This window comes from Massilia sp. 9096 (assembly GCF_000745265.1).
Classification (GTDB): domain Bacteria; phylum Pseudomonadota; class Gammaproteobacteria; order Burkholderiales; family Burkholderiaceae_D; genus Telluria.
In genome coordinates this window covers 3,617,105-3,637,310 of the sequence record NZ_JQNN01000001.1, presented here as the reverse complement: position 1 = coordinate 3,637,310, position 20,206 = coordinate 3,617,105, and the positions used below count along the sequence as shown (strand labels likewise).

Here is a 20,206-nt window from a genome sequence, read left to right as displayed (position 1 = left end):
GTTTGGTTCAGATGTCCGCTTCGGTCTCGTTGCCGTGTTCTTCCAGCCAGGCGCGGCGGGCGGCGGCTTCGCCTTTACCCATCAGCATGTTGAAGCGCGCCGAGGACTCTTGCAGGTTGTAGTCGCCGAAGGCCACCGGCAGCAGGCGCCGGGTGTCCGGGTTCATCGTGGTTTCCCACAGCTGCTCGGCGTTCATCTCGCCCAGGCCCTTGAAGCGCGAGATACCCCAGCTGCCTTGCTTCAAGCCTTCTTTCTTCAGCTTGTCTTCGATGGCCAGCAGTTCGCCGTCGTCCAGGGCGTACAGCTTCTGGATCGGCTTCTTGCCGCGCGCCGGCACGTCGACGCGGTACAGCGGCGGACGCGCGACGCACACGTGGCCGTTGCGGAACAGGGCCGGGAAGTGCTTGAAGAACAGCGTCAGCAGCAGGACCTGGATGTGCGAGCCGTCGACGTCCGCATCGGACAGGATGCAGATTTTGCCGTAGCGCAGGCCGGTCAGGTCCGGATTGTCGTCCTGGCCGTGCGGGTCGACGCCGATCGCCACCGCGATGTCGTGGATCTCGTTGTTGGCGAACAGGCGGTCGCGGTCGGTTTCCCAGGTGTTGAGCACCTTGCCGCGCAGCGGCAGGATCGCCTGGTATTCCTTGTCGCGGCCCATCTTGGCCGAGCCGCCGGCCGAGTCGCCCTCGACCAGGAACAGTTCGTTGCGCGTGATGTCGGTCGATTCGCAATCGGTGAGCTTACCCGGCAGGACGGCCACGCCCGAAGATTTCTTTTTTTCGACTTTCTGTAGCGAGCGCAGGCGCGATTGGGCCTGCTTGATCACGAGTTCGGCCAGCTTGCGGCCGTATTCGACGTGCTGGTTCAGCCACAGCTCGAGCGGCGGTTTGGTGAACGTCGAAACCAGCTTGACGGCGTCGCGCGAATTCAGGCGCTCCTTGGTCTGGCCCTGGAATTGCGGGTCCAGCACCTTGGCCGACAGCACGAACGAGACGCGCGCGAACACGTCTTCGGGCAGCAGCTTGACGCCTTTCGGCAGCAGCGAGTGCATCTCGACGAAGTTTTTCACGGCGCCGAACAGGCCGTCGCGCAGGCCGGATTCGTGGGTGCCGCCGCTCGGGGTCGGGATCAGGTTGACGTAGGATTCGCGCACCACGGCGCCTTCCTCGGTCCAGGCCACGACCCAGGCCGCGCCTTCGCCTTCGGCAAAGCCGTCGTCGCCGCCGGCCGCGTACTGCGCGCCTTCGAACAGCGGGATCAGCGTCTGGCCGTTGTTGGCGGTCTGCGCCAGCGCTTCGGTCAGGTAGCCGCGCAGGCCTTCGTCGTAGCGCCAGGTCTGGACGTCGCCGGTCTTTTCGTTCTTGAGGGTGACGGTCACGCCCGGCAGCAGCACGGCCTTCGAGCGCAGCAGGCGCTGCAGCTCGGCCATCGGGATGTTGGGCGAATCGAAGTATTTGCCGTCCGGCCAGGCGGTGACGCGCGTGCCGTTCTTCTTGCCGCCGCGTTCCGCCGGCGCGGAGCTCAGGGGTTCGACCACGTCGCCGGCTTCGAAGGCCAGCTTGTGCATGCCGTTGCCCTGGTCATCCTTGCGCCAGACGGTGATTTCCAGGCGCTTGGACAGCGCATTGGTGACGGACACGCCGACGCCGTGCAGGCCGCCCGAGAACGCATAGGCGCCGCCCGAACCCTTGTCGAACTTGCCGCCCGCGTGCAGGCGCGTGAAGACGATCTCGACGGTCGAGACGCCTTCTTCCGGGTGGACGCCGACCGGGATGCCGCGGCCGTCGTCCTCGACCGTGACCGAGCCGTCGGCGTTCACCGTCACGTCGATGTTCTTGCAGTGGCCACCCAGCGCCTCGTCGGAGGCGTTGTCGATCACTTCCTGGATGATGTGCAGCGGATTTTCCGTGCGGGTGTACATGCCCGGACGCTGCTTGACGGGCTCCAGTCCCTTGAGGACACGGATGGATGATTCGCTGTAATCGGTCGGATTCTTTTTGGTGGCCATGCTGGATATTCAATCAATCGAATGCTGCGCATTCTATCTTGTCGCGCGGAAATGGGAACGTCAAAAAATGAGGCACCGGGCCGTCTTGGCGGCTATGCAACGTGGTTCGACGCGATAAGACTGTATGGAAATACAGTATTTTTGCCTGTCGGGCGCAAGTTTGCAAGCGATGAATGTGCGTTTTCTCAAGGTTGTCACGAATGCGCACGGGCTCGGGCGCACTCTGCAAGATGGGGGCGAAGCGCGTTGCCGCAAGTTTTCACGGCCCTGTCACCGCTGCCGGGATGCCATTTTTTCGATTCCGAATCGTGCGCGGCCATGGCAGGGCTATATTTAAATCATGGCAGAGGACAACGCAGACGACAATGGCAGCGCCGACAAGGCCGGCCCGCCACGCGTGCCCGACCGGCGCGCCGGCGGCGGCGCTTCGCGCTATCTGCGTCCGGGCGACACGCCCTGGAGCCTGGCCGGCCGCGTGCTGCGCTCGCGCTGGCGCGCACTCGGTGACCGCCTCGGCCGCGACTTCATGCGGCGCACGCTGCGCATCGGCGTCTCGGCGCGCATCTACCACCCCGAGCCGGGCGCCGTCGGCCTGCGCAGCAAGAACCTGCAGTACCTGGAAGAGTCGATCGCGCAATGGGTGATGTCGCGCGACGTGCTGGTCTTCATGGTGCCGACCGTGAACACCAGCGGGCTGCTTCATCCTAGCAACATCACGCTGCGCCACTACGCGCGCCACCTGGACGGTCTGGTGCTGCAGGGCGGGGCCGACGTCTCGCCGACGACCTATGCCGAATCGCCGAGCCGCCCCGAATGGAGCGGCGACCGCGCGCGCGACGTGTACGAGCTCGAGCTGCTGCACGAATTCGTCGAAGCCGGCAAGCCGGTGCTGGGCATCTGCCGCGGTTGCCAGCTGATCAACGTCGCGTTCGGCGGCACGCTGTACCAGGACGTCGCGACCGACCTGCCCGGGGCCCAGGCCCATGTACACGAGGATTACGACGCGCACCGGCATGCGATCGTGTTCCCGCCCGGTTCCTCGCTGGGCAAGATGTTTCCCGACCAGCGGCGGCCGACCGTCAATTCGATCCATCACCAGGCCGTGAAGGACCTGGGACGCGACATCCTGGTCGAGGCGATGTCGGATCCGGATGGGGTGGTCGAGGCGATCCGTTACCAGCGTGCGCCGTTCGTGATGGGGCTGCAGTGGCATCCGGAGTTTCATCGTGCCAAGGGGACGGCGCTGCTGGATTGCACGCCGGTGCTGGATGCGTTCTTGCGAGCGGCGCGTGAAACCCGGTTGTAAAACGTACCTGATCAGGATGTTTATTTTCTTTCTCACAACATCATGTGATAAGATTAATATCCTCGTTACATAGCCCATCGGTACCCGTGAGCCGCTGGCTCTTTCGGCACGGGGGATTTTCGATACCGGCGCAGCCCGGGAAGGGCTGTGTGCCGTGCTTGGCATTGACACAAATTCGTTCATCGTCATTTCCGCTGCATTCGGGTTGTTGTGCGGTTTCCTGTTCTTTGCCTTGCGCGTCGGCTTTCCGAAGTCGATCAGCGGCCTCTCCGAATGGGGCTGGGGATGCCTGCTGATGGTATTCGCCGCATGCGGCTTCACCTCGCGCGGCACCCTTCCGGTGCTGTTCCACAGCTTCCTGCCGAACCTGCTGATCCCGGCGGGTGTCGTCGCCATGAACCGCAGCCTCGGCCTGTTCGGCGCACTGAAACAGCGCGGACGGCTCTTTCTGACGCTGCTCGGCGCCACCGCGCTGGCGCTGGCGTGGGTCACCTTCGTCGACGACGACTACCGGGCGCGGGTGATTCTCGTCAGCGGCCTGCTGACCGTACTGTTCGGCGCCTGCGCCGTATCGATCGCCCGCTACCGCGTCAAGCGGTTCGCCGAATGGTTCACCTGCACCATCTACGCAGGCACGGCGCTGGTCATGCTCGTGCGCTGCGTTTCCGTGCTCATGGCCGCGGGTACGCTCTCGCTGAAAAACGATAAATCGGTGATTCACGACATCTATATTTCGTCGTTCCCGTTCTCGCTGGTGGCGATGAGCCTGGGATTTCTGCTCATGGTCAACCGTGCACTCCAGCACCGCCTCGAATCGCAGGCGCTGCATGATCCGATGTCGGGCGCCTACCGGCGTGACGCTTTCCTCGACGTGCTCGAGCGCGAGATCGGCGTGGCGCGGCGCCGCGGTGCGCCGCTGTCGCTGTTGATCATGGACCTGGACAATTTCAAGGCCATCAACGACACGCACGGCCACCTGACCGGCGACAAGGTCATCGCCGATTTTGCCGGCCGGGCGATGGCGCTGCTGCGCACCCACGACATGATGGGCCGTTATGGAGGCGAAGAGTTCGTGGTCCTTCTGCCACACACCGGCCTCGAGGCTGCGCAAGACATCGCCGAGCGTATTCGAAGTGGCATTGCAGAATCGATCGCACAAGGCGTGCCGAAGTACACCGTCAGCATCGGCGTTGCCAGTCTTGGCGCCGACCGCCCGGATACCGCCTCGCTCATCGATGCCGCTGACAAAGCGCTGTATCAGGCAAAGCGTTCCGGCAAAAACCGGGTCGTGCCGGCAGCGGTATAGCCTGCCGGCGAACCTGCGCATGCACGCTTGAAAATCGCTTGCCTTCCTCAGTTCCCAGTCTCATAATTTGAATGAGAATCATTCTCAACAAAGGAGGCGATATGGACGATGATTTCCTGGACGATATTCCCGTTTCAAGCAGCCCGAGCACCCGCCACGCATTGTTGACGGCGGCGCTGCTGCACCTGATGTCGCAGTACACGATGCGCAGCCCGGCGGGGGCGAACAGTCCATCCGGCGCGCAAGACGAGGGCGACGGCCCCTGCGTCAAGCTGGCCGCCGTGATCGAGCGTCACCTCGACGCACTGGCGCGCCTGCCGGACGCCGAGCCGGTGCTGCGCGCCACCTGCGAGCAATTGCGCACCCGCTGGGCCGATCTGGTCGACAGCCGCATGCCGGCGCCGCCGCGGCGTGCGCTGCTGGCGCGCATCCTGCGCCCGGGGACGGGCAAGGCGGCGCTGGCGGGGTGAAGAAAACGATCAGGGCGCTGCGCCCGAGGTCTTGACGTTCAGCAGCGCCACCAGGCCCTCGTCCGACGCTTGCCGCATGTCCGCATCGGCGGCGGCGATCGCATCCGGCGTCAGCGCGCTGGCATCGCTGATGCCGAAGGCCTGGTTGCGTCCGGCGGTCTTGGCCAGGTACAGGCACAGGTCGGCTAGGTGCACCAGCTGTTCCCAGCCGGGCGCTGCCACATCGGGCGCGGCGGCCGCTTTCGGGCAGAAGCCGATCGAGACCGTCACCTGCAGCGCTTGCGCATCGACGGCGATCGGCTTACCCGACACCGCCGCCAGCAAACGCGTGCAGACCTGGCGCGTCTCCTCGGTGGCCAGGCCCGGCAGCCAGGCCAGGAATTCCTCGCCGCCCCAGCGGATCAGCACGTCCTGTTCGCGCAGCGTCGCCGACAGCCGCGCCGCGACGTTCTTCAGCACGGCGTCGCCGGCGGCATGGCCGAAGCGGTCGTTGATCGACTTGAAGTGGTCGATGTCGAGCAGCAGGAACATGCCGCCCTGCGCGCTATCCGCGACGCCCGCAGGCGCACGCCGATCCGGCGCCGCATCGGCGATGCCGGCCGCCGCATGGTGCAGCGGCACCACGTGCTCGTAAAAATAGTGGCGGTTGAACAGGCCGGTCAGCGAATCGCGCGTGCTCTGCGTGAACAGCTGCTCGTTCTTCACGTGCAGCGCGCGGTTCGCCTTGGCGACGCGCCGGTAGAGCAGGGCGATCAGCGCGACCGCGACCAGAGTCGTGGCGCTCAGCAGCACCCACAGCATGCGCTGGCGCCGGGTGTTTTCCAGCTCGGCCGCCTTGAGTTCGGCTTCGTGGTGCAGGGCAGCCAGTTCGCTCTGCTTCCTGGACAGCTCGGTCTGCTTTTTCTGGAAGGCGTGGGCGCGCTGCAGCGCCTGGTAGGCCAGCTGCTTTTCCTTGCGCCAGGCGGCCAGCGACACCGAGCCGGCCTGCTCGACCACGTTCAGCGCGGCGTCGCTTTCGCCGACCTGGTTCAGCACATGGCCATAGTCGAGCAGCATGCGCACGTAGCGTTCGTCGTTGACCAGGCCGTCGAGCGCGCGTTCCGCCTTGGTCTTGCCATCGGTGACGTCGCCCAGGTAGATCTCGGCCATGCCGAGCTGGAACGTGGCCAGCTGGATGCCATGCTGGTCGTCGAGCTGGCGCGACAGGCGCAAGGCGGTGCGGCTGGCGCGCTGCGCCTCGCGGTAGCGCTTGGCCTGGATGTTCAGTTCGGCCAGGTTCGCCAGCGGGACCGCAAGGCGTTCCTCGGCATGCAGGTCCTGCAGCGTGGCGACTGCGGTTTTCAATGCCGCTTCGGCGCGGCTGCCGCGGCCGATGCGCGCGGCGATGGCGTACTCGGACAGCTTGGCGCGCGCCAGCTGGGCCGGCACGCCGCCGTTCTCGGCCAGGGCGACCAGTTCGTCGGTGAGTTCGAGGGCCTGCTGGTCGTCGCCGACCGCGGCCAGCTGGCGCGCCTGTTCGCGCAGCGCCATCGACAGCGCGTCCGGATCGCTGGAGAAGCGCGCCAGGGCGAGGGCGCGCGCGACCAGTTCCATGCCGTCGGCGCTGCGGCCTTCTTCCTCGGCGATCAGGCCTTGCGTGACCAGCACCTTGGTCTGCAGGTAAGCGTCGCGCGTGGTCGAGGCGAGTTGTTCCGCCTGCTGCACGAGACGATGCGCGGTGTCCTGGTCGTGCATGAAATCGGACAGCGCGAAGCCGTGTTCCAGCATCGCCCGGGCCAGCAAGGCGTCGTCATGCTCGGCGCGCGCGAGGTTTTCCGCCTGGATGGCAAGCTCGAGCGCCTTGCGCTTGTGGCCCTGCCAATAGTAGGCGGGGCCCATCTCGGCCAGGACCTGGCCCAGTTCGCGTCCACTGCGCCCGATCTTGAGCAGCTCGAGCTGCCGCAGCGCCTCGCTCGGCGCGACGTAGGCTTGTTCGCGGGCGACGGCAAGGTCGCGGGTAAAATCGTCGCGCGCGGCATCGGCATGCGCCGAGACTGTCCAGTACAAGGACAGCAGCCCTACCAATAATCGGCGCTTGGCCATATCTCCTCCACATCAGCTCTGCAATAGTAACACCCGGAAACTATACATTCCACAATTCAACTTGAATCTTGGCGATTTGAACTGTGGTATGTGCAACAAAATGCATCTTTGTTACTCTTCATTGCTGGAACTGCATTGAGGATCGACACGGCCTGAATTGATGTGTCACCCACATAGTATTGAAAGAATATTTGAGTGGTCAAAAAATCATTGCTTTGTGCAAGATGAGCAATCTCGGTTACAGGCGATTTGGTAAAAGCGGAATGGCAAGCCGTCGCCAGTCTTAACAAAATGATCGTTTTAACAAGGTCGTGGCTGACCCGGCGTGCCATTCGATTGGCATGTTCGATTCGCACTCAGATAGAATGGCCCGCAATGACCCAACGACCTCCTCGATCCAATCCGGCGTCGGCCGTCGGCCCCACGCCTGTGCGCGCGCACGTGCGCCTGTCCGCGCAGGTGCTGACCTGCCTGGTGCTGTGCCTGCTGGCCGGACTCATTCTTTACTTCACGCGCGAGCGTCCCTGGCGCCTGTTCAGCCAGCCGCTCGACCCGCTGTGGCAGTTGCTGATCGGCCAGGGCCTGGCGCTGGTGGCTGCCGGCGCATCGTGGCTGCTGTATCGGCGTTCGGCCGATTCGGAAGCGAGCATGCGCACCGTGGCCAGCTATGCGCGGCTCGACCTGCGCGGCCACAACCCGCTGTGGATCGCACTGTGCGCCGCCGTCGGCGAGGAGCTGCTGTTCCGCGCGGCGCTGCAGCCGCTGTTGGGTGTGTGGATCGTGTCGGTGCTGTTCCTCGCGTCGCACGTGCCGGTCTACCGTTTGAAGCGCCTGGACAAGCCGGCGCTGGTGCAGGCGGCCGGCGTATTCCTTGCCAGCGTGGCGCTCGGCACCATCTACCAGTATGTCGGCCTGCTGGCGGCGATGCTGGTGCACCTGTGGATCGACATCGTCGGGCTGCTGGTGGTGCGCAGCGTGATCCAGGCGCGCGATTGAAACTTACTTGCTCAGCAGCCGCATCGCCCGTTCCAGCCCGTCGATCGTCACCGGGAACATGCGGTTGTTGAGGATCTGCCGGATGATGGAAATGGACTGCCGGTAGTTCCACAGGTGCTCGGGCTCGGGGTTGAGCCAGGCGAATTTCGGAAAGGCGCTGCAGCAGCGCGCCAGCCATTCGGCGCCGGCCTCCTCGTTGTTGTACTCGACCGAGCCGCCCGGCGCCAGGATCTCGTACGGGCTCATGGTGGCGTCGCCCACGAAGATCAGGCGCGTGTCGGGCGGGTAGGTGCGCAGCACGTCCCAGGTCGGGAAGCGTTCGCTGTGGCGGCGCCGGTTGTTCTTCCACAGGTGGTCGTAGACGCAGTTGTGGAAGTAGAAGAACTCCATCGTCTTGAACTCGGACTGGGCCGCCGAAAACAGTTCCTCGGTGCGTTCGATGTGGTCGTCCATGCTGCCGCCCACATCCAGCAGCATCACCACCTTGATGCGGTTGCGCCGCTCGGGCTGCATGCGGATGTCGAGCCAGCCGGCGTTGTTGGCGGTCGAGCGGATCGTGTCCTCGAGCGCCAGCTCCTCGTGCGCGCCCACGCGCGCGAAGCGGCGCAGGCGGCGCAGCGCGACCTTGATGTTGCGCGTGCCCAGTTCGCGCTCGGCATCGTAGTCGCGGTACGAGCGCTGGTCCCACACTTTCACCGCGCTGCGCTTGCCGCCCTGGCCGCCAATGCGGATGCCTTCCGGGTTCGCGCCGCCATTGCCGAACGGCGAAGTACCGCCGGTGCCGATCCACTTGCTGCCGCCTTCGTGGCGCTCCTTCTGCTCCTTCAGCAGTTCCTGCAGGCGCGCCATCAATTTGTCGTAGCCGAGTTTTTGCAGCTCGGCTTTCTGCTCGGGCGTCAGCTCGCGCTCGAGCCGTTTGACAAGCCAGTCGAGCGGAATCTCCGCCTTAGTATCGAACACCGTCTCGATGCCTTTGAAGTAGGCGCCGAAGGCCTTGTCGAACTTGTCGAAATGGGGCTCGTCCTTCACCAGCGTCAGGCGCGCGAGGTAGTAGAACTCGTCGAGCGAAGGCGCGATCACGCTCTTTTCCAACGCCTCGAGCAGGGTCAGGAATTCCTTGATCGAGACCGGGACCTTGGCGTCGCGCAGCGTGAAGAAGAAGTCGATCAGCATGGCTTGCTCCGGCCTATACGGCGCGCCGGCCATCCGCGCGGTGCCGGACGAGCGGCTCAAGGCACACGCCGTTCAATTGCAGGGTGGCCGGATCGACGCGCATCATCGGTTGTGCCTCGCCATCGCCACCAGGCGCTCGAACAGGCTGACGTCCTGCTCGTTCTTCAGCAGCGCGCCGTGCAGCGGCGGCACGACTGCACGGGTGTCCTGGCTGCGCAGCGCTTCCGGCGGGATGTCCTCGGCCAGCAGCAGCTTGAGCCAGTCGAGGAATTCCGACGTCGACGGCTTTTTCTTCAGGCCCGGCACGTCGCGCAGTTCGTAAAAGCTCTGCAGCGCCGCGGCCAGCAGGTCGTGCTTGAGGTGCGGGTAGTGCACCTTGACGATGTCTGCCATCGTGTCGCGGTCGGGGAATTTGATGTAGTGGAAGAAGCAGCGGCGCAGGAATGCGTCCGGCAGTTCCTTTTCGTTGTTGGAGGTGATGATGACCAGCGGGCGGTGCTTGGCCACCACCATCTCGCGCGTCTCGTAGACGTAGAACTCCATGCGGTCGAGTTCGCGCAGCAGGTCGTTCGGGAACTCGATGTCGGCCTTGTCGATCTCGTCGATCAGCAGCACCACCGGCTCGGGCGCGGTGAAGGCTTGCCACAGCACGCCCTTGACGATGTAGTTGTGGATGTCGCGCACGCGCTCGTCGCCGAGCTGCGAATCGCGCAGGCGCGAGACCGCGTCGTACTCGTACAGACCCTGCTGCGCTTTCGTGGTGGACTTGATATGCCATTGAAGCAGGGGCATGTTCAGGGCCGCCGCCACTTCTTCGGCCAGCATGGTCTTGCCGGTGCCCGGTTCGCCCTTGATCAGCAGCGGCCGGGCCAGGGTGAGGGCGGCGTTCACCGCCAGTTTCAGGTCATCGGTGGCGACGTACTGGTCGCTGCCTTCGAAGCGTCGAGGTGCGTGCATGGGGCGTTTTTGTCGGGGATCGAGGCCTTCGAGTATATGCCAGAACACCATCCCGGAGCCGTCCGGCGCTTGGTAGACTGAGCCATATTCTTCATATAGAATCGGCCAGTCATAGTACAAATGCTAAGTTTTTGCTTTGCGGTATTCGATCCACCTAACGATTGCCAACCATGAAAACATCATTAGCTGTACTTCTGCTCGCTGCGGCGCTCGGCACCACCGGCGCGGCCGGCGCAGCCGGCCCGCTCACCACCCAGAACGCCCGCAACAAGGTCGAGCAGTGCATCGGTTGTCACGGCATCCCCGACTATAAAACCGGCTTCCCCGAGGTCTACCGCGTGCCGCGCATCGGCGGCCAGAACGCCAAATACATCGAAGCCGCGCTGCAGGCCTATAAAAAAGGCGACCGCGTGCACCCGCAGATGACGCCGACCGCCAAGCTGCTGTCGGACCAGGACATCGCCGAGATCTCTGCCTATTACGCGAACCAGAACGCCAACGGCAAATAAGGAAAGCGCCATGAAAAACGTCCCCGTTGCGCTGGCCTGCGGCGCCTTCCTGTTGTCGGTATCCCTGAACGCCTCGGCCGGCGGCGACGCCGCGCGCGGCGCCGAACTCACCAAGAAGTACAACTGCGCCTCCTGCCACGGCGCCGACTACAAGACCCCGATCGACCCGAGCTATCCCAAGCTGGCCGGCCAGTACACCGACTACCTGGTGCACGCGCTCACCTCGTACAAGCGCGGCAACAAGGGCATCAGCGGCCGCAACAACCCGATCATGGCCGGCATGGCCCAGCCGCTGTCGGACCGCGACATGCTCGACATCGCCACCTACCTGGAAGGCCTGCCGGGACCGCTCGTGACGCGCAAATAAGCCCAGGCGCGCATCGCGCTACAATAGCGGCTTCCGATCGTGAAATCCCTCAGCCTTTGCGGGCTCGGGGATTTGTTTTTTCTGGAGTGCCGCTTTGTCGTCCGCCGTTCCCGCCGTTTCACCCAATCCGTCCCCGACGCTGGCCCAGCGCAAAACCGACCTGCTCAGCGGCCTGACCGTCGCACTGGCCCTGGTGCCGGAAGCGATCGCGTTTGCCCTGGTCGCCCACGTCTCGCCGCTGACCGGCCTGTACGCCGCCGTGCTGGTCTCGTTCATCACCTCGGCCTTCGGCGGCCGGCCCGGCATGATCTCGGGCGCGGCCGGTGCGCTGGCCGTGGTGATGGTCGCGCTGGTGGTGCAGCACGGCGCGCAGTACCTGTTCGCCGCCGTGGTGCTGATGGGCGTGCTGCAGATGCTGTTCGCGGCTGTCCGGCTCGGCAAATTCATCCGCATGGTGCCGCATCCGGTCATGCTCGGCTTCGTGAACGGCTTGGCGATCGTGATCTTCGTGGCCCAGTTCGAGCACTTCAAGACGCTCGGCGCGGACGGCGCGACGCACTGGATGAGCGGCGCCCAGCTGTGGACCATGCTCGGCCTGGTCGCGCTTACGATGGCGATCGTCTACCTGACGCCGCGCATCACCAAGGCGGTGCCGTCGACGCTGGTCGGCATCGTCGTGGTGGCGCTGCTGGCGCACCTGCTGCACATCGAGACGCGCACAGTGGGCGACCTCGGCTCGATCGCCGGCGGCTTGCCGCGCCTGCACGTGCCGGATGTGCCGTTCGATTGGGAGACGCTCAGGATCGTGTTCCCGTACTCGCTGGTGCTGGCCGGCGTCGGCCTGATCGAGACGCTGCTGACGCTGACCTTGATCGACGAGATCACCGACACACGCGGCCAGCCGAACCGCGAGAGCCTGGCGCAGGGCGCGGCCAACGTCGTCACCGGCCTGTTCGGCGGCATGGGCGGCTGCGCGATGATCGGCCAGAGCATGATCAACGTCGGCAACGGCGCGCGCGGGCGCCTGGCGGGCATGACGGCCGGCGCGGCGCTGCTGTGCTTCATCCTGTTCGGATCGAGCGTGATCGAGCAGATCCCGCTGGCGGCGCTGATCGGCGTGATGTTCGTGGTGTGCGAAAAGACCTTCGAGTGGGGCACGTTCCGCCTGTTCGGCAAGGTGCCGCGCGCCGACGCGCTGGTGATCGTGATCGTGGCCGGCGTGACGCTCGCCTTCAACCTGGCCATTGCGGTGGTGGTGGGCGTGATCGTGTCGGCGCTGGTGTTCGCCTGGCAGCACGCCAAGCAGATCCGCGCGGCGACGTCGATCGATGCGTTCGGGCGCAAGGTGTACGCGCTCGAGGGCACGCTGTTCTTCGCCTCGGCCGCGGCGTTCCAGGCGCTGTTCACGCCGCGCGACGACCCGCAGGACGTGGTGCTCGAATTCAGGGACGCGCGCGTGGCCGACCACTCGGCGATCCAGGCGATCGACAGCCTGAGCGACCGTTATCGCACGCTCGGCAAGCGGCTGCACCTGCGGCACCTGAGTCCGGATTGCCAGGCGCTGCTCGCGCGTGCGCGCGACATGATCGAGGTGAACCTGATGGAAGACCCGAACTACCGGGTGGCCGACGACAAGCTGGATTGAGGCCTGTCATCAGCGGCTGGGCGTTGCATCGCTGCGGGGGCGCCGAGCGCTGCGATGCTCGCTGCGCTTCCAAAAGGCCGCGAAGCGTTGCAGGCTTGTTGGTCAACGAATACGTTTCTTGATGCACTCGACGTAGGCATCGGTATCCGGCAGCGTGCCGTGCCGCTGCGCCGACCAGATCATCTCGCCCAGGCATTCCATGACTTCGTGCTGGGCGTCGTGCTCGCCGATGCGCGCGGCCAGGGCTTGGTAGGCGGCGCGGATGCCGCGCGGCTGGTCGATCGAGACCTGCTCGGTGATCGACAGGTGCATCGACAGATGCAGGAAGGGATTCGGCTGGCCGCCCTCGACCGAGTAGTCGCGCGCGACGGCCTCGTCGGCGTCCTGCAGGGCGTCGTGGTATTCGGGATGCTGGTCGATCCAGTCGGCCGCCATCGCATCCATCGGGGTCAGGATTTCGCCGGCGCTGCGCTTGCGGTAGGCCTCGCAGAAAAAGCGCCGGACGTCGTGGGAAGAGGGGGTGAACATAGGGTGCCTGCAAAAGAAACAGGCACCATTGTAGCGCGCCGGCGGTCAGGGCGCTTGGACGCTCAGGGAGCTTTCGGCACCTGCTTAGCCACTTGCGGCCCTTCCTCGCCGGCGCCGAACAGCGAGCCGCCCAGGTAGCTCATGTACAGCTTGTGCTGGCTCATCGCGAACAGGATGTGGTGGACCCGCAGGAAGTCGATGCCGAGCAGGACGTCGACCTGGCCTTCGCCCTGCGGCGGGTCGTCGCGGATGATCATATGGGGGTTGTTGACCGTTTCGTCGCCAATCTTGAAGCTTTTGAAATCGGCAACCCAGTTGTCGCGCAGCTCGTGCCCGATCCCGCCGCTTTGGCCGATCTTGTGGACCTCTGGCGCGTTGACGTTAATGCCAGCCTGTTCGGCGGCATGGCGGCCGATCGTGGTGCGTGGCGCGCCGGTATCGAGCATGGCTTTCATCTTCACGCCGTTCAGCTCGACGGTCACGAAAGGCTTGTTCGACTTGCCTTCCTTGCCGATGAAAGGGATTTCCATTGCATTCTGGTCCCAGTAAGCCAGATAGGTGTCGTCGCAGCCGCTGGCGCGGAAGAACTGCATGTATTTGTCCGCCAGCGACAGCTCCATGTCAGTCTGCAGCAGGTAGTCCGCGCCTACGATGGCTTCATTGCGCTTTTCGCCGGGAACGTCGATCACCGGCACCACTGTCCGGCCGGTATGGGAGGCCCCGAGCGAGAAATCGTTGACGTGGGTGCGGTAGGTGATCGTCGCGCCGGCGAGGCCATAGGAGTACTTGCCGGTGGCCTCGAGCCTCAGGCCGAGCCGGTCGGCGCCATTGCGCAGCAGGAGGGTCTCGTAGGCACCGGTATCCATCATCATCGGAACCTGCGTGCCGTTGATGGTGCCCGTGACCACGACGCGACGGGTGCGGTCGGAATAGTCGACGTCGATCTTGGCGATCGGGACGTATTTGCAGCTGCCGGCTTCGCCGGCGGCGTGTGACAGCACCGGCAGCGTCAGCGTGGACAAGAAGACCAGCGCGCCCAGGGACAGGCGCAGGTTTGGGAGGTGGCGCAGGGCAGGCATCGGAGTCTCGCTTTCAGGTGGATGAATCGGGTTCAGGGCGCGGCTGCGGGCTTGGCGGCCGGGGCCGGTGCGCACTGCGCACGCAGCGTCGCGCGCAGCGCATCGGCCTGCTCGCGCTGGCCCTGGGCCGCATGCCATTCCGCCATGTACTCGTCGGCCATGCAGCTGCGCGCATGTGCGCTCGTCTTGTCCTTGGCGGCTTGTTCGAGCAGGTGCGCGGCGTCCAGCTTGCCGAGATAGAACTCGGCGACCGGATCGGGCCAGGCGCTTTCGCGGCGCTGGTCCAGGGAAGCGCGCAGCTCGGTCTGCGCGAGCGCGGCTTCGCCGTTGCGCACGCGCGCGAGGTAGAGCCAGAGCGGGCCCACGCGCTCGGCCGGCAATTGATCGAGCGCCGCGCGCAGCAGCGGGATCGCCGCGGCGGCCTGTCCGGCCTGGAGCTGCTGGCGCCCGAGCCAGAGCTGGGCGTGCGGCTGGCGGCCGGCCGCGGATTTTTCCAGCCAGGCGCGCGCCTGGACCGGGTCGCGTTCGACCCCGTCGCCGTTCGCGTAGGCCAGCGCCAGCGCGTACTGGCCGTCCGGGCTGCCGCCTTCCGCCTCGGCGCGCACCCAGGCCGGCATGCCGGTGCTGCGCGTGAAGGCGTCGCCGCCGAGGTAGGCGAAGTACAGCTTCTTCTGGCTCATGGCGAACAGCACACGGTGCGCGCGCAGGAAGTCCTGCCCGAGCAGCACGTCGGCGTTCACGTCGCTCTGCATGTCGACGATGCCGATCTCGGCGTTCTTGACGGTCTCGTCGCCGATCTCGAAGGTGTCGAGCCGGGCCGCCCAATGCGCCGCGCGCTCGGAGCCGATGCCGTGCATGGTGCCCAGGCGCTTGACGCCCGGGCCGTCGACGTCGATGCCGAGCCGCCTGGCGGCGCTCAGCGTCATGATGGTGTGGTGGGCGCCGGTGTCGATGAACGCATCCAGCTCCCGGCCGTTGACCTTGACCGTGAAGTGCGGATTCGGGCTGCGGTCGCGGTGGTACTGGAACGGCACCATCGTGGTCTGCTCCTGCCACAACAGCAGCGGGCGGTCGCCGCAGTCGCGCGAGCGGAAGAAGCGCATCTGCTTGGCGCGCAGGTCGATCTCGAGGTCGGCCTGCAGCAGGAAGGGGGCGCCGGCGATCGCGTCGAATTCGAAGTCGTCCTGGCCGATCACCGGCAGCTCGACGCTGCGGGTGCTCTTGGCCGGGCCGATGCCGATTTCCTTGACGCGCGTCGCGTACAGGCGCGCGTCGCCGGCCACGCCCTGGACGTAGCGGCCGGTCATGAACAGCCCGAGGTCGAGGCGCACGGCGCCGTTCATGGTCACGCTGCTCTCGGACGCGCCGGTATCGGCCAGCATGGTGGCCGGCTTGCCGTTGATGTCGCCCTCGACCGCCGGCATCATGCCCGCGCCGAGGTAATGGATCGGCACGTCGGCGATGTCGACGTAGAGGCAGCGCGGCGCCGCATCGTCAGCGTGGGCGGCCACCGGGAGGACGCAGGCGGACAGCGCCCAGGCGAGGAGGGCGGCGGTGTTACACAGACGCGGAAGAAGGAATCTCATCGGACCACGCAGAATGAATCATGATGAAAATGATTCTACTGCGCAGTTTTGTAAATATAGCAAGAAAAAAAATGCAAAAGGCAAGAGCGTGACTTTGTGTGACCGCTCTTGCCTTCGTTTGTGTTGCTTCTGTGCTACTTTACAGAAGCATTCTCACTCTTTGTCACGCACCACGAGCACCAGCTTGGAACTGCCGGCGGCATCGGCGATGGCCTTGCTGGCCACGTCGGCGACGCGCGTGTTCGGGCCGCCGCTTTGCCGGTTGCCCTGGCTGCTCTGGCCGCGCCGCTCGTGCGGCTGGCGCAGGTAGCGCGAACTCTGGCGCCGCTCCTGGCCGCCCGGCGGCCAGCTGACGAACCGCGACAACTCCTGCAGCGCGCGCTGGTAGACGTCGCGCTTGAACTCGATGACCACGTCCAGCGGGACCCAGTAGTCGTGCCAGCGCCAGGCGTCGAACTCGGGATGGTCGGTCAGGCGCAAGTTGACGTCGTTGTCGCGCGCGACCATGCGCAGCAGGAACCAGATCTGCTTCTGGCCGCGGTAATGTCCGCGCACTTCGCGCTTGATGAAGTGATCGGGCACTTCATAGCGCAGCCAGTCGCGGGTGCGGCCCACGATCTTGACGTGCTCCTGGCGCAGGCCGATCTCTTCCTCGAGCTCGCGGTACATCGCTTGCTCCGGCGTCTCGCCGTACTTGATCCCCCCTTGCGGGAATTGCCATGAGTGCTCGCGCACCCGCTTGCCCCACCACACCTCGTTGTTGGCGTTCAGCAGGATGATGCCGACGTTGGGGCGAAACCCTTCACGATCGAGCATGATTCACCTCAAAACTTTCTGCTGGCCTTAGTCCTTAAATCTTAATTTTTTACTTATAAATCCAAGAACCTTGCCAAACCTGCTGCGCGTTGCATTTCTGGTTTGTGATGCTCGCTGTACATCCGTACAGCTGCGCTTCTCAACCAGAACTGCGGCCGCTCGCAACGGTTTTGCAAGGCACTTTTAGGCTACTACCGTCGTAATCTTGCACAGGAACAACGGCACGCACCTCTTGTTTCGGACCCATTTGTATAAAGATTGGATGCATCGGCCAGCTAATCCTTTAAAATTAGGTCGATTATAACTCTCTCTTTTTAAAAAGAATTCACCGATATGCGCGCCTCACGATTTTTTATTTCAACTCTTAAAGAAGCGCCTTCCGATGCCGAGATCGTCAGCCACAAACTGATGATGCGCGCCGGGATGATCAAGCGCCTGGGCTCCGGCATCTACACCTACATGCCGCTGGGCCTGCGCGTGATCCGCAAGGTCGAGGCCATCATTCGCGAAGAGATGAACAATGCGGGCGCGATCGAGTTGCTGATGCCGATGGTGCAGCCGGCCGAACTGTGGCAGGAAACCGGCCGCTGGGACAAGATGGGCCCGGAACTGCTGCGCCTGAAGGACCGCCACGGCCGTGACTTCGCGCTGCAGCCGACTTCGGAAGAAGTCGTCACCGACGTGGTGCGCAACGAGGTCAAGTCCTACCGCCAGCTGCCGTTGAACTTCTATCACATCCAGACCAAGTTCCGCGACGAGCGCCGTCCGCGCTTCGGCCTGATGCGCGGCCGCGAGTTCACCATGAAGGATGCGTATTCGTTCGACCGCGACGTCGAAGGCATGCAGAAGTCGTACGAGACGATGTTCAATGCCTACGTCAAGATCTTCACGCGCTTCGGCCTGAAGTTCCGCGCGGTCGCGGCCGACAACGGCGCCATCGGCGGCACCGGCTCGCACGAGTTCCACGTGATCGCTTCCACCGGCGAAGACGCGCTGGTCTACAACCCGGATTCGGACTACGCGGCCAACATGGAAGCGGCCGAGGCGCCGGCGCTGATCGCTTCGCGCGCCGCCGCCACGCAGGAACTGACCAAGGTCTCGACCCCCAAGACCACCAAGTGCGAAGACGTCGCCAGGCTGCTCGGCATTGGCCTGGACAAGACCGTCAAGTCGATCGCGCTGACCGTCGAAACGACCGCCGACGACGGCAAGGTCACCAAGGAAAACTGGCTGCTGCTGCTGCGCGGCGACCATGAGCTGAACGAAGTCAAGGTCTCGAAGGTCGCGGGCCTGAAGGACTTCCGCTTCGCCAGCGAAGCCGAGATCCTGGAAGCCTACGGCAGCGTGCCGGGCTACCTCGGCCCGATCAACACCAAGACCAAGGTCAACATCGTGGCCGACCGCACCGTGGCCAACATGGCCGATTTCGTGTGCGGCGCCAACGAAGCCGAATACCACCTGCTAGGGGCCAACTGGGGCCGCGACGTGGCCGAACCGGTCGTGGCCGACCTGCGCAACGTGGTCGAAGGCGACGCCGCGCCGGACGGCAAGGGCACGCTCGCGATCGAGCGCGGCATCGAAGTGGGCCATGTGTTCCAGCTCGGCACCGCCTATTCCGCCGCGATGAATTGCGTCTACCTGGACGAGAAGGGCCAGCCGGCGCCGATGCAGATGGGTTGCTACGGCATCGGCGTGACCCGCATCCTGGGCGCTGCGATCGAGCAGAACTTCGACGACAAGGGCATCGTCTGGCCGGATTCGATCGCGCCGTTCGAGCTGGTGCTGTGCCCGATGGGCTACGACCGCAGCGAGCTGGTCAAGACCGAAACCGACCGCCTGTACGCCGAACTGCAGGCGGCCGGCATCGACGTGATCGTCGACGACCGCGGCCTGCGTCCGGGCGCGATGTTCGCCGACTGGGAACTGGTCGGCGTGCCGCACCGCGTCGTCATCGGCGAGCGCGGTCTCAAGGAAGGCAACCTGGAATACCAGGGCCGCCGCGATCCCGAGGCCACCGCCGTCCCGGCCACCGACATGGCCGGCTTCATCAAGGGTAAATTGAACAAGTGATGCGCAAGCACCGTATGCGCCAGGCGCCGGCCTGGCTCGGCGGCGCGCTGCTGTCCATCTTATTGATGAGCAGCGGCGCCGCATGTGCCGGCAACCAGAAGGAAGAAGCGTTGGCCGATTCGGTCCGCTCGGCGCTCGCGCGCGCGATCCAGGACAACCGGCCGCCCAAGCCGACCTTCCGCGACGAGCAGGCGCGCGCGCGTTACCAGCAGTGGTTCGAGACGGTGTCGGCGCGCCTGAAGCGCCGCCTGCCGGACGAACAGACGCGCACCGAGTTCCTCGAGTCGGCGTGGTACGAGGCGACCCGCGCCGGCCTCGATCCGGGCCTGGTGCTGGGCCTGATCCAGGTCGAATCGGCGTATCGCAAGTACGCGGTGTCGATGGTCGGCGCGCGCGGCTACATGCAGGTGATGCCGTTCTGGACCGGCATCATCGGCGACTCGAACCGCCGCGCGCTGTTCGACATGCAGACCAACCTGCGCTACGGCTGCTCGATCCTGCGCATGTACATCGACATGGAAGGCGGCAGCCTGTACCTGGCCCTGGGCCGCTACAACGGCAGCCGCGGCCGGCCCGAGTACCCGAACGCGGTGCTGGCGGCGTGGAAGAACTGGGAACTCAAGCCGCAGGCCATGGCGCCGACGGTGGTGGCGTCGCGCTGAAAAACAAAAAAGCCCCGCGAGCGGGGCTTTTGCGTATCCGGCTGTGAGGCAGCCTGATCTTATTATTTGAGGTGATCCGAAATCAGCTTGGTCATCTCGAACATCGAGACCTGGCCTTTGCCGCCGAAGACAGCCTTCAGCTTGTCGTCGGCATTGATCATGCGACGGTTTTCCGGGTCTTGCAGGTTTTGTTCTTTGATGTAATCCCAGACCTTCTTGGTCACTTCGGTGCGCGGCAGCGGCTTGGCGCCAACGACGGCGGCCAGGGTGTCCGACGGGGTCATCTCTTTCATGAAAGCGGCATTCGGCTTGCGGGCCGGTGCTGCTGCGGCTTTCTTGGCTGCGGGTGCTTTGGTTGCTGCTGCCTTGGCGGGTGCCGCGGCTTTTTTGGCTGCAGGCTTGGCAGCCGGCTTGGCAGCGGCTTTCTTTGCCGGCGCTGCTGCGGTGGATTTTTTGGCTGTTGCCATCTTCGAGCCTCCTAACGGAATTCATTGGAAAGTTGCGTCTTGTACGCACCGGCTTATATTGGTAGGGTTTTAGTGTTCGTGCAAGTCTTTTTCGACATTTTTTCACTCTAACAAGCATGAAAATGGCAGAGCGGGCCGCCCGTGTCGCGCCCGAGGGGAAAAACCGCTGTTTCGGGCCT

At 64.7% G+C, this 20,206-nt stretch carries 18 protein-coding genes; 9 read left to right on the top strand and 9 right to left on the bottom strand.

The features are described 5' to 3' along the window. Positions 1–7 precede the first annotated feature (7 nt). Positions 8–2,008 (bottom strand): DNA topoisomerase IV subunit B, encoded by a 2,001-nt coding sequence (locus FA90_RS15565; RefSeq protein ID WP_036170169.1) that lies wholly within the window; start codon positions 2,006–2,008, stop codon positions 8–10. Positions 2,009–2,348: 340 nt separating this feature from the next. On the opposite strand from FA90_RS15565, the gene FA90_RS15560 reads away from it, so the two are divergent. The 3 genes from FA90_RS15560 to FA90_RS15550 all read left to right on the top strand — a co-directional run bounded on the left by FA90_RS15560 (position 2,349) and on the right by FA90_RS15550 (position 5,090). Beyond that, the gene (locus tag FA90_RS15560) at positions 2,349–3,314 is read left to right on the top strand and encodes a gamma-glutamyl-gamma-aminobutyrate hydrolase family protein (protein WP_036170167.1); all 966 of its coding nucleotides are present in this window, start codon (positions 2,349–2,351) and stop codon (positions 3,312–3,314) included. A gap of 154 nt (positions 3,315–3,468) precedes the next feature. After that, the gene (locus FA90_RS15555; RefSeq protein ID WP_156116727.1) at positions 3,469–4,620 is read left to right on the top strand and encodes a GGDEF domain-containing protein; all 1,152 of its coding nucleotides are present in this window, start codon (positions 3,469–3,471) and stop codon (positions 4,618–4,620) included. Between the two features lie 101 nt (positions 4,621–4,721). Further along, complete coding sequence (locus FA90_RS15550) at positions 4,722–5,090, top strand: hypothetical protein (RefSeq protein WP_051971837.1); 369 nt, start codon at positions 4,722–4,724, stop codon at positions 5,088–5,090. A gap of 9 nt (positions 5,091–5,099) precedes the next feature. Here the strand turns inward: FA90_RS15550 and FA90_RS15545 are convergent, their stop codons facing one another. Beyond that, positions 5,100–7,172, bottom strand: a complete 2,073-nt coding sequence (locus tag FA90_RS15545; protein WP_081933877.1) for a diguanylate cyclase — start codon at positions 7,170–7,172, stop codon at positions 5,100–5,102. A 375-nt stretch (positions 7,173–7,547) separates the two neighbouring features. Here FA90_RS15545 and FA90_RS25095 point away from each other — a divergent pair, with 375 nt between their 5' ends. Next, entirely contained in the window at positions 7,548–8,168 is a 621-nt protein-coding gene (locus FA90_RS25095; RefSeq protein ID WP_197065310.1) for a CPBP family intramembrane glutamic endopeptidase, read from the top strand. A 3-nt stretch (positions 8,169–8,171) separates the two neighbouring features. Here FA90_RS25095 and FA90_RS15535 read toward each other — a convergent pair whose 3' ends face one another. Both FA90_RS15535 and FA90_RS15530 read right to left on the bottom strand, forming a co-directional pair. Beyond that, positions 8,172–9,341, bottom strand: a complete 1,170-nt coding sequence (locus FA90_RS15535) for a VWA domain-containing protein (protein WP_036175926.1) — start codon at positions 9,339–9,341, stop codon at positions 8,172–8,174. Between the two features lie 102 nt (positions 9,342–9,443). Beyond that, complete coding sequence (locus FA90_RS15530) at positions 9,444–10,298, bottom strand: MoxR family ATPase (RefSeq protein WP_036170161.1); 855 nt, start codon at positions 10,296–10,298, stop codon at positions 9,444–9,446. Between the two features lie 170 nt (positions 10,299–10,468). Between FA90_RS15530 and FA90_RS15525 the strand changes: the two genes are divergently transcribed. The 3 genes from FA90_RS15525 to FA90_RS15515 all read left to right on the top strand — a co-directional run bounded on the left by FA90_RS15525 (position 10,469) and on the right by FA90_RS15515 (position 12,819). Continuing rightward, positions 10,469–10,807, top strand: coding sequence for a c-type cytochrome (locus FA90_RS15525; RefSeq protein WP_036170159.1), 339 nt, complete (start codon positions 10,469–10,471; stop codon positions 10,805–10,807). 10 nt (positions 10,808–10,817) lie between these two features. Next, entirely contained in the window at positions 10,818–11,174 is a 357-nt protein-coding gene (locus FA90_RS15520) for a cytochrome c (RefSeq protein WP_036170157.1), read from the top strand. A 94-nt stretch (positions 11,175–11,268) separates the two neighbouring features. Then, positions 11,269–12,819 carry a SulP family inorganic anion transporter gene (locus FA90_RS15515; protein WP_051971835.1) on the top strand — a complete coding sequence of 517 codons (1,551 nt, stop codon included), beginning with the start codon at positions 11,269–11,271 and terminating at the stop codon, positions 12,817–12,819. Positions 12,820–12,921: 102 nt separating this feature from the next. Here FA90_RS15515 and FA90_RS15510 read toward each other — a convergent pair whose 3' ends face one another. The 4 genes from FA90_RS15510 to FA90_RS15495 form a co-directional block, all read right to left on the bottom strand. After that, the gene (locus tag FA90_RS15510; RefSeq protein ID WP_036170155.1) at positions 12,922–13,347 is read right to left on the bottom strand and encodes a DUF1841 family protein; all 426 of its coding nucleotides are present in this window, start codon (positions 13,345–13,347) and stop codon (positions 12,922–12,924) included. Between the two features lie 62 nt (positions 13,348–13,409). Beyond that, entirely contained in the window at positions 13,410–14,426 is a 1,017-nt protein-coding gene (locus tag FA90_RS15505; RefSeq protein WP_036170153.1) for a retroviral-like aspartic protease family protein, read from the bottom strand. Between the two features lie 32 nt (positions 14,427–14,458). Beyond that, entirely contained in the window at positions 14,459–16,012 is a 1,554-nt protein-coding gene (locus FA90_RS15500) for a retroviral-like aspartic protease family protein (RefSeq protein ID WP_036170151.1), read from the bottom strand. A 153-nt stretch (positions 16,013–16,165) separates the two neighbouring features. Further along, complete coding sequence (locus FA90_RS15495) at positions 16,166–16,828, bottom strand: RNA pyrophosphohydrolase (RefSeq protein WP_081933874.1); 663 nt, start codon at positions 16,826–16,828, stop codon at positions 16,166–16,168. A 333-nt stretch (positions 16,829–17,161) separates the two neighbouring features. Between FA90_RS15495 and FA90_RS15490 the strand changes: the two genes are divergently transcribed. Both FA90_RS15490 and FA90_RS15485 read left to right on the top strand, forming a co-directional pair. Beyond that, entirely contained in the window at positions 17,162–18,898 is a 1,737-nt protein-coding gene (locus FA90_RS15490; RefSeq protein ID WP_036170148.1) for a proline--tRNA ligase, read from the top strand. Positions 18,899–18,963: 65 nt separating this feature from the next. Next, positions 18,964–19,560 (top strand): lytic transglycosylase domain-containing protein, encoded by a 597-nt coding sequence (locus FA90_RS15485; RefSeq protein ID WP_373994639.1) that lies wholly within the window; start codon positions 18,964–18,966, stop codon positions 19,558–19,560. A gap of 62 nt (positions 19,561–19,622) precedes the next feature. On the opposite strand, the gene FA90_RS25780 is transcribed toward FA90_RS15485, so the two are convergent. Then, positions 19,623–20,027 (bottom strand): SWIB/MDM2 domain-containing protein, encoded by a 405-nt coding sequence (locus FA90_RS25780; RefSeq protein WP_081933873.1) that lies wholly within the window; start codon positions 20,025–20,027, stop codon positions 19,623–19,625. Between the last annotated feature and the right edge of the window lie 179 nt (positions 20,028–20,206).

Coding starts and splice junctions, on each gene's coding strand:
- FA90_RS15565 (WP_036170169.1), bottom strand. CDS start 2,008: ATGGCCACCAAAAAGAATCCGACCGATTACAGCGAATCATCCATCCGT.
- FA90_RS15560 (WP_036170167.1), top strand. CDS start 2,349: ATGGCAGAGGACAACGCAGACGACAATGGCAGCGCCGACAAGGCCGGC.
- FA90_RS15550 (WP_051971837.1), top strand. CDS start 4,722: ATGGACGATGATTTCCTGGACGATATTCCCGTTTCAAGCAGCCCGAGC.
- FA90_RS15545 (WP_081933877.1), bottom strand. CDS start 7,172: ATGGCCAAGCGCCGATTATTGGTAGGGCTGCTGTCCTTGTACTGGACA.
- FA90_RS25095 (WP_197065310.1), top strand. CDS start 7,548: ATGACCCAACGACCTCCTCGATCCAATCCGGCGTCGGCCGTCGGCCCC.
- FA90_RS15535 (WP_036175926.1), bottom strand. CDS start 9,341: ATGCTGATCGACTTCTTCTTCACGCTGCGCGACGCCAAGGTCCCGGTC.
- FA90_RS15530 (WP_036170161.1), bottom strand. CDS start 10,298: ATGCACGCACCTCGACGCTTCGAAGGCAGCGACCAGTACGTCGCCACC.
- FA90_RS15525 (WP_036170159.1), top strand. CDS start 10,469: ATGAAAACATCATTAGCTGTACTTCTGCTCGCTGCGGCGCTCGGCACC.
- FA90_RS15520 (WP_036170157.1), top strand. CDS start 10,818: ATGAAAAACGTCCCCGTTGCGCTGGCCTGCGGCGCCTTCCTGTTGTCG.
- FA90_RS15510 (WP_036170155.1), bottom strand. CDS start 13,347: ATGTTCACCCCCTCTTCCCACGACGTCCGGCGCTTTTTCTGCGAGGCC.
- FA90_RS15505 (WP_036170153.1), bottom strand. CDS start 14,426: ATGCCTGCCCTGCGCCACCTCCCAAACCTGCGCCTGTCCCTGGGCGCG.
- FA90_RS15500 (WP_036170151.1), bottom strand. CDS start 16,012: ATGAGATTCCTTCTTCCGCGTCTGTGTAACACCGCCGCCCTCCTCGCC.
- FA90_RS15495 (WP_081933874.1), bottom strand. CDS start 16,828: ATGCTCGATCGTGAAGGGTTTCGCCCCAACGTCGGCATCATCCTGCTG.
- FA90_RS15490 (WP_036170148.1), top strand. CDS start 17,162: ATGCGCGCCTCACGATTTTTTATTTCAACTCTTAAAGAAGCGCCTTCC.
- FA90_RS15485 (WP_373994639.1), top strand. CDS start 18,964: ATGAGCAGCGGCGCCGCATGTGCCGGCAACCAGAAGGAAGAAGCGTTG.
- FA90_RS25780 (WP_081933873.1), bottom strand. CDS start 20,027: ATGGCAACAGCCAAAAAATCCACCGCAGCAGCGCCGGCAAAGAAAGCC.